Here is a 13,208-nt window from a genome sequence, read left to right on the forward strand (position 1 = left end):
CATCAGTTAAATGGATAGGCATCGGTATGAAGGATGAGAAGATTCAACATACGACTTTTTTAGGTATATTTATATAGATAGGGAAAATCGGCGCGGAAAAAGAAGTTTTTTAGCAGGGATAACAGCTAACGTCGTCGAATAGTGGGAGACAGATATATTCGAATTAGGAGAGTGAACGTAGCTGTGCGACATTCGACAAAACTAGGGATTGAAGTACTAAATGAGTCAACAGCCCAGTCTTGGATTACAAAAGAAACCGAACATTATTTGCGCCGTAAAGGATTATGGAATTATGGTGCTGCATGGACTAAAAAAACAATGCGCGAGCTGGCGCAGGCACAAGAAAAAAGAGGGTGCATCCCGCTCCTATCATTTGAACAAGTGTTTTTTGCTGTAAAATGTTTTTCTGCTGAACAACTTATTCCATTGATGAATGAATACGCGCTTACCGTACAATATACAGCTCATATTAAAGACGCGTTAGAATACGCAGTTCAATATCGCCAAGAACATTTGCTTGCACAGTTGCTCGAACTGCATGAAGATCGTGCTGGCTTGGGCGAATGGATGCTTGTATACCGACTGCTGCTAGCAAGTATGGTGCAAGATTGTTTGAGTGATAAAGACGCGCTTGAGCAAACAAAGGACATGCACGGACGTGTGACAGAGACAATTTTAAAGGCTCGACTAGCGGTGCATGAAGTTTATTCTTATATAGGGCTAGGATACTATTCTAAAGCAGCCCTTTTGAAGGAGCAGTTGCCGAAACAGCTTGAAACAGTGGAGGATAGCTTTGTGAAAAGGATCGTCACCGTTATGGCTAATTTTTATATTGCCTATGACTTTGTTTATAACGAAGGGGATATCATTCAGGCAGAAAGGTATTTGTACGAATTGGTTATTCCGTATGTCGCAGTAGAGGTGATGTTTCCACCTTGTTATCATTTACTTGCAATAGCCGCATTGGTGCGCCAAGACTATATGAGTGTAAAGTATGCGGAACGAGCCATTTCTTATGCAGAAGAGACCAGTTTAGAAGGTTATCGTCAACAGTTAATATCGGAGTTCTTGCCATTTGTGCGGAACATGCAGAGAGAAAAGTTTGATTTAAATGGTGTTGTTCCAGAGGAGAGAGTGCATCAACATGTTGTTCGAGGAGAGCGAGAAAAGGCACTTCTTCTCGTAAATGAGTTGGAGAGTAATGGTTATACCAGTGAATTCTTAGTATTTTATCAAGCGAAAGCGATGCAAAGTATAGAACACTTATGTGAAGTGCTTTTAGATCTTTCAAGAAAAGGATGGGCTCATTTACTACCTATTGTAAAACAAGAATTGCTCTATGTGTATAGAATAAAAGATGATGAGCTGAAACGTGTCCAACAACAATTCCGTTCTTTTAAATGGCAAACGATGCTTTCGCCAAGAGAGTTAGAGGTGTTGGAGAAGATTCATGAAGGGAGCACGCAGTCTGCAATTGCTAAAGCGTTATATATGTCGCCAAGTACTGTGAAAAAACATGTTAATAGTATTTTAAAGAAAACGGGCTTGAAACGTAGTAAAGAAGCAGCTGCTGTGGCGAAGAAATTATCACTTTTTTGAATGTGAACGTGCTACAGTAAAACGGTTCTATAAAAAGATTGACCTTGTCGGAATTTATTTTTTCGTGCTATGCTTTGAATGAAAGTTGTTTACAGGTGGTTATGTGACAAAGTATTTTAGCTAAAAAATGTTTGACATTTTAATTTATTCTCCTGTGTAATGTAAACAAGCATGGTCGTTGACGAAGCATACAAGAAGCGAAGACATATCCCTCTTCAGACTACAAAGTTTGACAAAAATCTCACCTCTTTCGAAGAAAATGTCGTACGAAAAAGTGCATTTTCAGCAGGAATGATTGTTGATCCTGTCGAAGGTTAAGCAATGAGGGGAGGGATGTTCATTTTAGAAAGGATGGATGAGCGAATGATGCTAACTTCAGCACAGCAATTTATTGAAGAATTTACTGAGTCAACAATTAAACACAAGATCACAAAAGGCACAGAAGGTTATTTACAACGTATTGGCTTGTGGGATCATAAGGAGAAGTGGACAAAAGAAACGATGCGTCACCTTGCACTCACTCGGGAAGAAGGGTATCACGTCCCTTTGCTAGCATTTGAGCAAGTATTGTTTGTCGTGAAGCGGTTTTCCTCCGAGCGACTTATTCCTTTAATGAATGAATATTCACTTGCGGTGGAAAACATCGATCATATTAAAGATGCGCTTGAATATGCCGTTCAATATCGCCAAGAAGACTTACTTGTGCAGCTCCTGGATAGGCATCAAGATCATCCTGATTTGACTGAATGGGTGCCTGTGTATCAGTTATTGTTGGTGAGTGTTGTTCGCGATTGTACGAGTAGTGAAGAGATCATTGATCAAGCACGGGATTTAGTGGGGCGCGTTACTGAAACGATTTTGAAGGTACGGCTAGAGGTACATGAAGTCCGTTCATACGTGGAGCTAGGTTATCGATCTAAAACAGCTTATTTGAAGGAGAAGCTCCCGAAGCAGTTAGAAAGCGTGGAGACTAGCTTTGTGAAAAGTGTCTTGGTGACCATCACTAATTTTTATATCGCCTATGACTTGGTTTATAATGAGGGCAAATTAATTGAAGCTGAGAAGTATTTACAAGAATCGGTGATTAGTCATGTAGTAGCGGAAACGATGTGTGTGCCTTGTTATCACTTGCTTTCCATAGCGACATTGGCACGAAAAGATTATACAAGTGTAGGATATATGCAGCGTGCGCTCTTTTATGCGGAAAGAACAGGGTTAGAAGATTATCGGCAGAAATTGGAAAGCGAGTATTTACCGTTCGTCCGCAATATGCATGGTGATAAATTTGACTTAGATGGTGTCATTCTTGAAGAGCAAGTACACCAATACGTTGTTCGTCTCCAATACAAAAAGGCACTGGAGCTTGTGACTAAACTAGAAGCGGATGGAAATGGTAGTTCATTTTTAACTTTTTATAAAGGAATGGCGCTGCAAGACGTCGGTGTCTTGGCAGAAGCGATGCACGCATTTGCTAAAGAGGGTCGTTTGTACTTACTTCCGCTCGTAGAAATGGAATTGAAGAAAAATAGCCCATCTTAAAAGGGGGGAATTGAAATATGAAGTGTCGGTTGTGTATTATAGCTATGTTTACTTGCGTTACGGCAGTGGTGATCAGTTCTCAAACTTTTGACGTTGCTGAGGATTTAGGTGCTGTTAGTTTATCTAAAGATATTCAACTAGCAGGTGACGGTCATCCAATTCTTTCTCGCTCATCTCATTCACCTAGTGTAAGTCACACATGAATATCCACTATCTCATTGTCAAATTCGACAGTGGGATTTTTTATCGTTAGTCAGCACAAAAAACAGGAAGATAACGACATAAAATGTGTATTCGTAGCGTAACCGAAAATCATCTGCCATAAAACGGACATCAAACGGCCTCACCTTCCTGTGCCCTATATGCTGTATATGTTATAATAGAAAAGTTTCCATATACATGCGCAACGAGGGGTGTTGAGATTGTTTAAAAAGTGGTTTAAAAAAGAAGAAACAATTGTTTCGCCATTGAACGGGGCAGCAGTCGCGATAGAAAGTGTGCCTGATCCGACATTTGCGGAGAAGATGGTTGGTGATGGGCTAGCGGTTGAACCGACAGATGGTCAGGTTGTGGCACCTGTTGCTGGGAAGGTTGTACAAATCTTCCCGACGAATCATGCATTCGGTATTGAGACAGCCATTGGTGCAGAAATATTAATCCACATTGGCTTAGAGACCGTTGGGATGAAAGGGGAAAGGTTTACAGCGCGGGTAAAAGAAGGGGATACCGTGAAACCAGGTGACGTCATCATTGAGTTTGACCTTTCGCTTGTAAAGGAGAAAGCGGCTCATACTGTCACACCGATTGTTGTGACAAATGCGGATCAATTTGCGATTGAAAAGCAGCCCATTGGTGATGTGGTTGCTGGAAAAACGCCTTTGTTTACACTCATATCGCGTTAACGGGAAAATCCCCTTTTTTCGCGATAGGCAGAAAGAAGGGGATCACTTTTTACAACTACATATGATCAATGGTGAGGCTATCGCGAAATAAAAAGACAAGCGTAGCGATCACGAAGCAATAGAGAGCAAAATAGACAAGCTTGCTTCGTTGGATGAGGCTGATAAAGAAGACGATGCCAAGCCAGGAAGCAATGAATGTGATGACAAACGCGGCGGATAATTCGAGTAATCCGGTCTGCGCAAGTAAAGCGTCTGAACGAAGGTCTTTAATGGCCAGTACAGAAGAACCGAGAATGACCGGAATTGAAAGTAAGAAAGAGAAACGTACAGCTGTTTCTTTTGATAAGCCGGCAAAAACCCCAGCAATGAGCGTCGTCCCTGAGCGTGAAAGACCCGGAATCAGTGCGAGGCATTGGGCAAGTCCAATGAAAATGCCATCCCACATGGTCAGTTCCCGTTCAGTCCGGTGACCATGTCGAACAACACGTTCGATAAGGATTAAAAATATCCCTGTAACGGCAAGTGAGATGGCAATAAACGTAGGTGTTTTAAGTGTTGCGCTAATATAGTCTTTAAAAAGAATACCAGCGATACCCGTAATTGCAGTGGCGGTAATTAAGTAGAGTGCAAAGTAAAACATCGTCCGGTTTTCAGAGGAACGATTCGTGAAATATGCGAAGAAACCGCGTATAATGTTAAAAAGGTCCTGTCTATAATAAAGCATCACTGCAAGCACAGAAGCCAAGTGCAGCAAGATTTCGAAGCTAAAGCCATCAAATGACATATCAAACATAGACTGAACAATGATTAAGTGAGCGGAGCTTGAAATAGGTAAAAACTCTGTAATGCCTTGTACAAGCCCAAGAATAATCGCTTCTAGTAAGTTCATATGAAGTTCCTTTCTGATCATGTATTTTAAGTGAATACCTAGGACGCTTTATTCATTCTAGCAAACTTTGAGCGAGACGAAAAGAGGGAACATCATGAGGTGGATAAAAATTGCAATTGTAGTACTCATCGTGGGTGTGGGCATACTGTTTTTTATTTTAAATCTGAACACAGAAGACCACCCGATTGGTGTTGGTGACAAAATGCCAGATATGAAGTTACCAATCTACGGAGAGGGTGAGCGTGGTTTACAAGACTATAAAGGCGATCTCGTGGTGCTAAATGTGTGGGCTTCGTGGTGTGAACCGTGTGTAAGAGAAATGCCAGCGCTAATGGAAGTGGCAGATCATTTTGAAGATGAGCCTGTCTCAGTCGTCACGGTAAATATGCAGGCGCGTGAGGTCCAGGCTCAAGATGCGCTTGACTTTATCGACGAACAACAACTTACATTGCCTGTCTTGTTAGATGCGGAAGGTCATTTTTTAGCGCGTGTACAAGTGTCGGTGCTGCCAACGACGTACATAATGGATGAAAATTTTGTTGTTGTTGAAATGATTCGTGGCGAAGTGACCCGTGACTGGCTCATCGAAAAGATTGAAGTCCATTTATAAGTAAGGACTTACTTACCTCGGTTGCTTTTTGTATGAATGAGTGTGAGTGTAGGTCTACTGGGATTTTTTTTGTGGGTCATGGCATCGTGCCAGTCACGAACCGTCGGATATAATTGGGCGGCTTGTTTCAGCTTTGCGAGCACTTCCCACTTCTTACCTGCGATAATGATGCGTTCGTCACAATAATAAATATGCATGGATTTGCTCCTTTTTCTTTTTAAGATGTGTCCTATGTGATACACTTTTATGCATTGAGAATGAGAGACATGCGTGGAGGGATGGAAAATGGATTCATTTTATGAGAAAACATTGCAGACAAAAACACTTTACGAAGGGAAGGTGATTCAAGTAGACATTGAGGAAGTAGCACTTCCTAATGGAAAAACATCAACGCGCGAGTTGGTTCGTCACCCCGGTGCGGTTGCAGTTATTGTGTATACCGATGAGGATAAGCTCGTCCTTGTGGAGCAGTACCGGAAGGCGCTTGAAAAAACATTGATAGAGATTCCAGCTGGAAAAATGGAGAAAGGCGAAGCGCCGCTTCATACAGCGGAACGCGAGTTGGTGGAAGAGACAGGATATACAGCAGACGCGCTTGAGTACATTGGTTCTTTTTACACGTCACCGGGATTTGCAGATGAGTGTGTGTATTTGTATGAGGCACAAGGGGTTGTCAAAGGTGAACAAAATTTGGATGAAGATGAATTTGTCAACGTGATTGAGGTGACACTTGAGGAAGCAGAAGTGCTGATGGCTAAAGAAAAGATTCATGATGCAAAGACGTGTTACGCGGTGCAATATTTAAAAATGAAACAGATGCAACATCGCTTGACGTGATCGGCTAATTTTTTTGTTCATAGGTTTGTCCTTCTCTGCATATTAGTGAAAGAAGTGAGGGGGACAAGCCGATGAGCACAAGTCGCATTTATGACGCTATAACCAGTCATGTACTAGAACATCGATCCATTTATTTTTTCACAGCGACACTCTTCCTAATTGGTGTCATCGTTGGCGCTGTCATCGTCAACAGTTTGAGCTTGAGTCAAAGACATGATTTATTTACGTACGTTAGTCAGTTTTTTCATGAAATGAACAAAGGCTACATTGATGTATCTTCAAGTGATCTGTTTGTGCACAGCTTTATGCATTATGGGAAGTATTTTGGTTTCTTATGGGTATTAGGTGTTTCACTCATTGGGTTGCCAGTCATCTTTGTGTTGTTATTTGCCAAAGGGGTTGTCGTTGGCTTTACAGTAGGTTTCCTCGTCAACCAGATGGGAGCGCAAGGGTTTTTACTATCTTTTGTATCTGTGTTGCCACAAAATATTATTTTAGTGCCGGCATTCATTGTTGTAAGTACAGTTAGTGCGGCATTTTGCATACGTTTAATGAGACAAACGATTGGAAAAGTTGAAAGTGAACCATTTTTCCCTCATTTCCTTCGCTACACGATGTTGGTATTAACCGTAGGGGCATTTGTAACAGTGGCGTCGTTCTTTGAAGCGTACGTTTCTCCTGTATTGATGAGAGCGGTAGTGACGTCATTTTGACAGCGAATGGCGATGTAATTGATAATGATTATTAATTGACAGTTGTTATTATCAAGTTTATAATGAGGGGTAGCTTCGCTCGACAGGTAGGGGGAGTTGGATGAAAAATCGTTTGGACAGCATAAAAAAGCAGCTACATGCCCAAAGTTATAAACTTACGCCCCAACGTGAGGCGACGGTATTGGTGTTGCTTGAACATGAATCCGCCCATTTGAGCGCAGAAGATGTGTATCTTCTCGTCAAAGAAAAAGCACCCGAAATTGGCTTGGCGACCGTCTATCGGACACTCGAATTATTAACAGAACTTGAAGTGGTTGATAAGATTAATTTTGGTGATGGTGTTTCGCGTTTTGATTTGCGTAAAGAAGGCGCCAGTCATTCCCATCATCATCTCGTTTGTATCGAATGTGGCGCAGTTGATGAGATTCAAGAAGATTTGTTAGGTGATGTTGAAGCAGTGATTGAAAACAAGTATCGGTTCAGTGTGAAAGACCATCGTCTCACTTTCCATGGCATTTGTCACCGGCATAGTGAGAAAGAAGGTGCGACTGAACAAAATGAAGAGAATGAACAAATGCAAGTATAGACCGTTCTTACGTGGGTAGGGGCGGTTTTTTGATGTATAAAAATACAGCAAGCGGACATAGGTTAGAAAGAGGATACAAAAGGAGGCATCATCATGCAAGCAGCATGGGATTTAGTTAAGGTCATGATTTTGTTTATTGGCTGCACAGTGCTCTTTTATTATGGTATGCTGTGGATAAGCAACGAATATAGCCAGTACAAGCATCATCAAGCGCCAGAAGGAAAAGCATTGAAAGTCATCAATGTAGATAAAGATGTGTTGCCAGCGATGGGTGAGCGACTCGGGCTTTTTTACCGGCTAGGGGAATGAGCGCGTCGCTTTTTCTTTTGACACATGTAGAAGGGAGAAGCAATTGATGGGGATGACGCATGATTTAGATGAATTTGTGCATTTTATTAAGGTAGAACGCGGTTTGTCACAAAATACAATTGCAGCGTATTTGCGTGATTTAAAGCAGTACGAGCGATTTTTATGTGAGAAAAAAGGGTGTACAACGTATCAAGAGGTAACGCGCGCGGACATTCAAGATTACTTATATACGGTGAAGTCATCAGGGAAATCAACAGCAACGTTGGCGCGACTGGTGACGTCCATTCGAACGTTTCACCAATTTTTACAGCGGGAAAAGTGGACAGACCATGATCCTTCGTCGCTCATTACACCACCGAAGATCGATAAGCGATTACCGAAAGTGTTATCGCTTGAAGAAGTGGATGCTTTACTGACGATCCCGGATGGACGGACTCCGTTTGGATTACGGAATAAAGCGATGCTGGAAACGCTCTATGCGACGGGTATTCGCGTGTCAGAATTACTTTCATTACATATTGGCGATGCCCATGTGTCGATGGGATTTGTGCGTGTCATTGGCAAAGGTGATAAAGAAAGAATTGTGCCGCTCGGTCGTCAAGCAGCAGAAGCCATCTCCATTTATTTAGAACGTGGGCGGGCAAAATTGTTGAAAAAACATGTGGCCAGTGACCACCTGTTTTTAAATCATCACGGGAAGCCATTGTCGCGTCAAGGATTCTGGAAAATCATCAAACAGCTTGCGCGAGAAGCAGCGATTAGGCGTCCACTTAGTCCACATACATTGCGTCATTCATTTGCCACACATTTGTTAGAAAATGGCGCGGATTTGCGGGCTGTACAAGAAATGCTCGGACATGCTGATATATCAACGACACAGATTTACACACATGTGTCAAAATCGCGAATGAAAGATGTTTATCAGGCTTTTCACCCACGTGCATAGAAAAAATTACTTGTCAGACCTCTGACAAGAGAGTAAAGTATAAGGTGTAAGATGAATTTTTTATCAAACAATGTCGTGTTTGAAGGAGGAAGACGATGGCAAATCAATTTAAACGGATATTTTTAGTTGTGATGGATTCGGTCGGAATTGGTGCCGCTCCAGATGCCGATAAATTTGGGGATGAAGGAACAAATACACTTGGTTCGATTGCAACCGCTTTTAACGGGTTAAACGTGCCAAACTTGGAGCGTCTTGGTTTAGGTTTAATTGCTCCGCTTGAAGGTGTCGAAGCAGTGAAGCAACCTGAAGCAAGTTACGGCAAGATGCAAGAGGCTTCACTTGGGAAAGATACAATGACGGGGCACTGGGAGATCATGGGGTTACATGTGACAGAGCCTTTTCGTGTGTTCCCAGACGGATTTCCAGATGAATTATTAGCGGAAATCACGGCGTTCTCTGGAAGAGGGATTCTCGGTAATAAAGTGGCTTCGGGCACAGAAATATTAGATGAGCTTGGCGAAGAGCATATGAAAACAGGTGATTTAATTGTTTATACGTCGGCCGACTCAGTGTTACAAATTGCGGCGCATGAAGAAGTCGTCCCGCTAGAAGAGTTGTACAAGATTTGTGAGAAGGCACGCGAGTTAACATTGGATCCAAAATATATGGTGGGCCGCATTATTGCCAGACCTTTTCTTGGTACGAAAGGCGCGTTTAAACGAACGCCAAACCGTCATGATTATGCGTTAAAACCATTCGAGCCGACCGTGATGAATACGCTTCAAGATGCGGAACTTGACTCAATTGCCCTCGGGAAGATTTCGGACATTTATGATGGTGAAGGCGTGACGGAAGCCGTTCGCACAGTATCTAACGATGATGGTATGGACAAGTTACTTGAACAGATTGCACGTCCGTTTCACGGATTATGCTTTTTAAATCTCGTTGATTTCGATGCGTTATATGGTCACCGGCGCGATGTGAAAGGGTACGGGGAGGCATTACTTGCTTTTGATGGCCAACTTGGTTCCGTTCTTTCAACACTTGAGGAAGATGACTTACTCATCATTACAGCAGATCACGGCAATGATCCGACCCATACGGGAACAGACCACACAAGAGAACTTGTGCCGTTGCTCGTTTACAATAAACAATGTCAACCAGTTGACTTAGGAACACGGCAAACATTTGCCGATATTGGTGCGACGGTTGCTGAGAACTTTGGTGTACAAGCACCGAAGCATGGGAAAAGTTTTCTCAACCAAATCAAGTAATGCGATTTTTTGTGGGGAGTGAATGACATGACGATGAAAACAAAAGTACAAGAAGCAGCAGAAGCCATTCAAGCAAAATTAACAGTGAAACCACGTGTTGGTTTGATTTTAGGCTCAGGATTAGGCGTATTAGCAGAGGAAATTGCGGAGGCAGTGAAGCTTCCTTATGAAACATTGCCGCATTTTCCCGTCTCCACTGTTTCCGGGCATGCAGGACAATTAGTGGCGGGGAAACTTCAAGGGAAAGACGTTATTGCAATGCAAGGGCGTTTTCATTACTACGAAGGGTACTCAATGCAAGAAGTAACATTCCCAGTGCGGGTCATGAAAGCGCTTGGTGTGACCCATATGCTTGTAACAAATGCAGCTGGTGGTGTTAATAAGGCGTTTAACGTTGGTGATTTAATGTTGATCACAGATCACATTAATCTTATGGGTGACAACCCGCTTATGGGGAAAAATGAAGACGATTTTGGGCCTCGTTTCCCGGATATGTCAGAGGCGTACAGTCACACACTTCGGACGCTTGCACAAGGGAAAGCGGATGAACTTGGCTTAAAATTGCAGGAAGGTGTGTACGTGGGCAATAGCGGTCCAACTTACGAAACACCGGCAGAAGTGCGGATGGCACGTACGCTAGGTGGCGATGCAGTTGGGATGTCAACTGTTCCGGAAGTCATTGTTGCTCGCCACACTGGCCTTGAAGTGCTTGGCATTTCTTGTATTACAAACATGGCCGCTGGCGTCCTCCCGCAGCCATTATCACACGAAGAAGTCATTGAAACGACAGAAATGGTGCGAGCTGATTTTCTGGCGCTCGTCAAAGCGATTGTCGGGGAAATGGTTTAAAAAAGAATTGCGATCAGCCGCTAGGGCGAGGTGCGTGGCGGCTGAATCATGACATTTTAAGGGGTGTGGGACAGATGAGAATGGTTGATTTGATTGAGAAAAAACGTGACGGCTTGCCGTTAACAAAAGAAGAAATTGAATGGTGTGTAGCTGGCTACACGAATGGAGAAATTCCTGACTATCAAATGTCAGCGCTTGCGATGGCGATTTATTTTCAAGATTTGAATGAAGATGAGCGGGCTGAACTGACGATGTCCATGGCTGAATCCGGTGATCAAATTGATTTGTCACAAATTGAAGGCATCAAAGTCGACAAGCATTCTACCGGTGGCGTTGGTGATAAAACAACGATTGCGTTAGCACCGCTCGTGGCAGCACTTGGTGTACCTGTTGCGAAAATGTCCGGACGAGGTCTTGGTCATACAGGCGGGACAATTGACAAATTAGAAGCGATCCCTGGATTTGACTGTGAAATGGATACAGACACATTTGTTTCGCTTGTGAATAAAAATAAAGTTGCTGTGGCGGGACAAACAGGTAACTTAACCCCAGCGGATAAGAAGTTATATGCGCTACGCGATGTGACTGGGTCAGTCAACGCTATGGCACTCATTGCAAGTTCTATTATGAGCAAAAAGATTGCTTCTGGTGCAGATGCGATTGTACTTGATGTGAAGACTGGTTCAGGTGCTTTTATGAAAACACTAGAAGATTCTACGGCACTCGCTCAAGCGATGGTCAACATTGGCGATCGTGTTGGTCGGCAAACGATGGCAATCATTTCTGATATGAGTCAACCACTTGGGAAAGCGGTTGGAAACGCGTTAGAAATCCAGGAAGCAATTGATGTTGTCAAAGGCAAAGGTCCAGATGATGTAAGAGAATTGTGCTTAGTGCTCGGGAGTCATATGGTTTACTTCGCGAAAAAAGCACCGTCAGTGGAAGCGGCACGTCAAATGTTAATTGAAGTGATTGAGAACGGCAAGGCCGAAGAAGTATTAAAGACATTTATTGCTGCACAAGGCGGGAATCCAAATGTTGTTGATGATCCGACAATCTTCGCGCAAGCACAACACAAGATTGCTGTGAAAGCGACTACTGCAGGTACGGTTGAATCAATTGCCGCAAATCAAATTGGCGTTGCAGCGATGAAGCTTGGGGCCGGACGAGCAACAAAAGAAGATGAAATTGATTTGAGTGTCGGCTTAATATTAGAGAAAAAAGTCGGTGATCGCGTCGAGAAAGGCGATACGCTCGTAACATTGCATGCAAGTACAATGCAAGTAGACGAAGTGACAGACTTAATTCATGAAGCTTATAAAATTGGCACCCACGATACGCCGGCACCAACGTTAATTTATAAAGAGGTTTATCCTTCTTAACTTTAAACGATAGATAAAGGAAACATTTAAAAAGGCTGTCCCTTTGGTGGACGGTCTTTTTGTATAGGAAGTAAAACGAGACAACTGAGGGTTCCAGTTGTCTTCATTGGAAGTGTCCGAGTATTTAAGAGACGTTTCTATTTACATTCCTTCTTTTTTCTTTTCTTCTTTGTAGGCGACGTTTGATGAGTACCCCGATAAATAAAATGAACGAACAGCCTAACATAATGTATGTGAAGGAAGAAGAAATAATATCTTCTGCGTGATGCCCATAAAAATAGAAGAGGAGACCAACCACGTAAAACTTTACTGCTCTTCCAATGGACGCATAAAGCATTAGTTTCCATAGTGAAAAATGTAGTGAACCAGATAGAATGGTAAAAATTTTAAAGGGGATCGGGGTAAAAGAGCCAATTAAAATCGCTGCCTCGCCATTGCGTCGAAATAATGTTTCCGCTTTTTGTAACTTGTCCGGATTAAGGAAACGCTGAAGTACTTTATTTCCAAGTAATTTGCCGAGAAAGTAACCAATCGGTGTCCCAGCGAGACAAGCAATATATCCGGCTGTCGCTAGTAAAAGCGCTTGATTCGGATTGACAAGACTCAGAGAGACTTGTGTGAAAAAAGCAGGAATAGGGAAGATAATCGCATCTAAAAATGAGTGAACAATTAGTCCGAAATAACCAAACGCCTCCAAAAAGTTTACGAATGATTCCATTAATGCACAATTCTCCCCCCCATGAAGTATAACCACGTTGTATATCTATATTATT

15 protein-coding genes are annotated in these 13,208 nt (G+C 42.6%); 12 read left to right on the forward strand and 3 right to left on the reverse strand.

Going from position 1 to position 13,208, the window contains the following annotated elements; all coding sequences use genetic code 11:
* Nucleotides 1-183: 183 nt before the first annotated feature.
* From BLT29_RS09670 to BLT29_RS09680, 3 genes are all read left to right on the forward strand, one after another.
* On the forward strand, nucleotides 184-1,599 hold the full coding sequence (locus BLT29_RS09670; RefSeq protein ID WP_090776122.1) for an AimR family lysis-lysogeny pheromone receptor: 1,416 nt from the start codon (nucleotides 184-186) through the stop codon (nucleotides 1,597-1,599).
* Nucleotides 1,600-1,932: 333 nt separating this feature from the next.
* Nucleotides 1,933-3,138, forward strand: a complete 1,206-nt coding sequence (locus BLT29_RS09675) for an AimR family lysis-lysogeny pheromone receptor (RefSeq protein WP_090776123.1) — start codon at nucleotides 1,933-1,935, stop codon at nucleotides 3,136-3,138.
* A gap of 422 nt (nucleotides 3,139-3,560) precedes the next feature.
* A complete protein-coding gene (locus BLT29_RS09680) occupies nucleotides 3,561-4,040 on the forward strand; it encodes a PTS sugar transporter subunit IIA (RefSeq protein ID WP_090776124.1) in 480 nt (159 codons plus the stop codon).
* A 55-nt stretch (nucleotides 4,041-4,095) separates the two neighbouring features.
* On the opposite strand, the gene uppP is transcribed toward BLT29_RS09680, so the two are convergent.
* A complete protein-coding gene (gene uppP, locus BLT29_RS09685) occupies nucleotides 4,096-4,929 on the reverse strand; it encodes an undecaprenyl-diphosphatase UppP (RefSeq protein ID WP_090776125.1) in 834 nt (277 codons plus the stop codon).
* A gap of 94 nt (nucleotides 4,930-5,023) precedes the next feature.
* On the opposite strand from uppP, the gene BLT29_RS09690 reads away from it, so the two are divergent.
* Nucleotides 5,024-5,539, forward strand: coding sequence for a TlpA disulfide reductase family protein (locus tag BLT29_RS09690; RefSeq protein ID WP_090776126.1), 516 nt, complete (start codon nucleotides 5,024-5,026; stop codon nucleotides 5,537-5,539).
* Nucleotides 5,540-5,547: 8 nt separating this feature from the next.
* Here BLT29_RS09690 and mciZ read toward each other — a convergent pair whose 3' ends face one another.
* Complete coding sequence (gene mciZ, locus BLT29_RS09695; protein WP_090776127.1) at nucleotides 5,548-5,736, reverse strand: Z-ring formation inhibitor MciZ; 189 nt, start codon at nucleotides 5,734-5,736, stop codon at nucleotides 5,548-5,550.
* A gap of 88 nt (nucleotides 5,737-5,824) precedes the next feature.
* On the opposite strand from mciZ, the gene BLT29_RS09700 reads away from it, so the two are divergent.
* The 8 genes from BLT29_RS09700 to BLT29_RS09735 all read left to right on the forward strand — a co-directional run bounded on the left by BLT29_RS09700 (nucleotide 5,825) and on the right by BLT29_RS09735 (nucleotide 12,435).
* The gene (locus BLT29_RS09700) at nucleotides 5,825-6,376 is read left to right on the forward strand and encodes an NUDIX hydrolase (RefSeq protein WP_090776128.1); all 552 of its coding nucleotides are present in this window, start codon (nucleotides 5,825-5,827) and stop codon (nucleotides 6,374-6,376) included.
* A 71-nt stretch (nucleotides 6,377-6,447) separates the two neighbouring features.
* On the forward strand, nucleotides 6,448-7,089 hold the full coding sequence (gene spoIIM / locus BLT29_RS09705; protein WP_090776129.1) for a stage II sporulation protein M: 642 nt from the start codon (nucleotides 6,448-6,450) through the stop codon (nucleotides 7,087-7,089).
* 100 nt (nucleotides 7,090-7,189) lie between these two features.
* Nucleotides 7,190-7,675 carry a ferric iron uptake transcriptional regulator gene (gene fur, locus BLT29_RS09710; RefSeq protein WP_090776130.1) on the forward strand — a complete coding sequence of 162 codons (486 nt, stop codon included), beginning with the start codon at nucleotides 7,190-7,192 and terminating at the stop codon, nucleotides 7,673-7,675.
* Between the two features lie 93 nt (nucleotides 7,676-7,768).
* Nucleotides 7,769-7,984, forward strand: a complete 216-nt coding sequence (locus BLT29_RS09715) for a DUF4227 family protein (RefSeq protein ID WP_090776131.1) — start codon at nucleotides 7,769-7,771, stop codon at nucleotides 7,982-7,984.
* Nucleotides 7,985-8,036: 52 nt separating this feature from the next.
* Nucleotides 8,037-8,930 (forward strand): site-specific tyrosine recombinase XerD, encoded by an 894-nt coding sequence (gene xerD / locus BLT29_RS09720; protein WP_090776182.1) that lies wholly within the window; start codon nucleotides 8,037-8,039, stop codon nucleotides 8,928-8,930.
* Between the two features lie 95 nt (nucleotides 8,931-9,025).
* Nucleotides 9,026-10,204: a phosphopentomutase gene (gene deoB / locus BLT29_RS09725; RefSeq protein ID WP_090776132.1), complete on the forward strand. Its 1,179-nt coding sequence runs from the start codon at nucleotides 9,026-9,028 to the stop codon at nucleotides 10,202-10,204.
* 33 nt (nucleotides 10,205-10,237) lie between these two features.
* Nucleotides 10,238-11,053: a purine-nucleoside phosphorylase gene (locus tag BLT29_RS09730; RefSeq protein WP_090776183.1), complete on the forward strand. Its 816-nt coding sequence runs from the start codon at nucleotides 10,238-10,240 to the stop codon at nucleotides 11,051-11,053.
* A gap of 74 nt (nucleotides 11,054-11,127) precedes the next feature.
* Nucleotides 11,128-12,435, forward strand: a complete 1,308-nt coding sequence (locus tag BLT29_RS09735) for a pyrimidine-nucleoside phosphorylase (protein WP_090776133.1) — start codon at nucleotides 11,128-11,130, stop codon at nucleotides 12,433-12,435.
* Nucleotides 12,436-12,559: 124 nt separating this feature from the next.
* On the opposite strand, the gene BLT29_RS09740 is transcribed toward BLT29_RS09735, so the two are convergent.
* Nucleotides 12,560-13,153 (reverse strand): YqaA family protein, encoded by a 594-nt coding sequence (locus BLT29_RS09740; RefSeq protein WP_090776134.1) that lies wholly within the window; start codon nucleotides 13,151-13,153, stop codon nucleotides 12,560-12,562.
* Nucleotides 13,154-13,208: the final 55 nt, after the last annotated feature.

The organism is Shouchella lonarensis (genome assembly GCF_900096965.1).
Taxonomy (GTDB): Bacteria; Bacillota; Bacilli; order Bacillales; family Bacillaceae_D; genus Shouchella; species Shouchella lonarensis.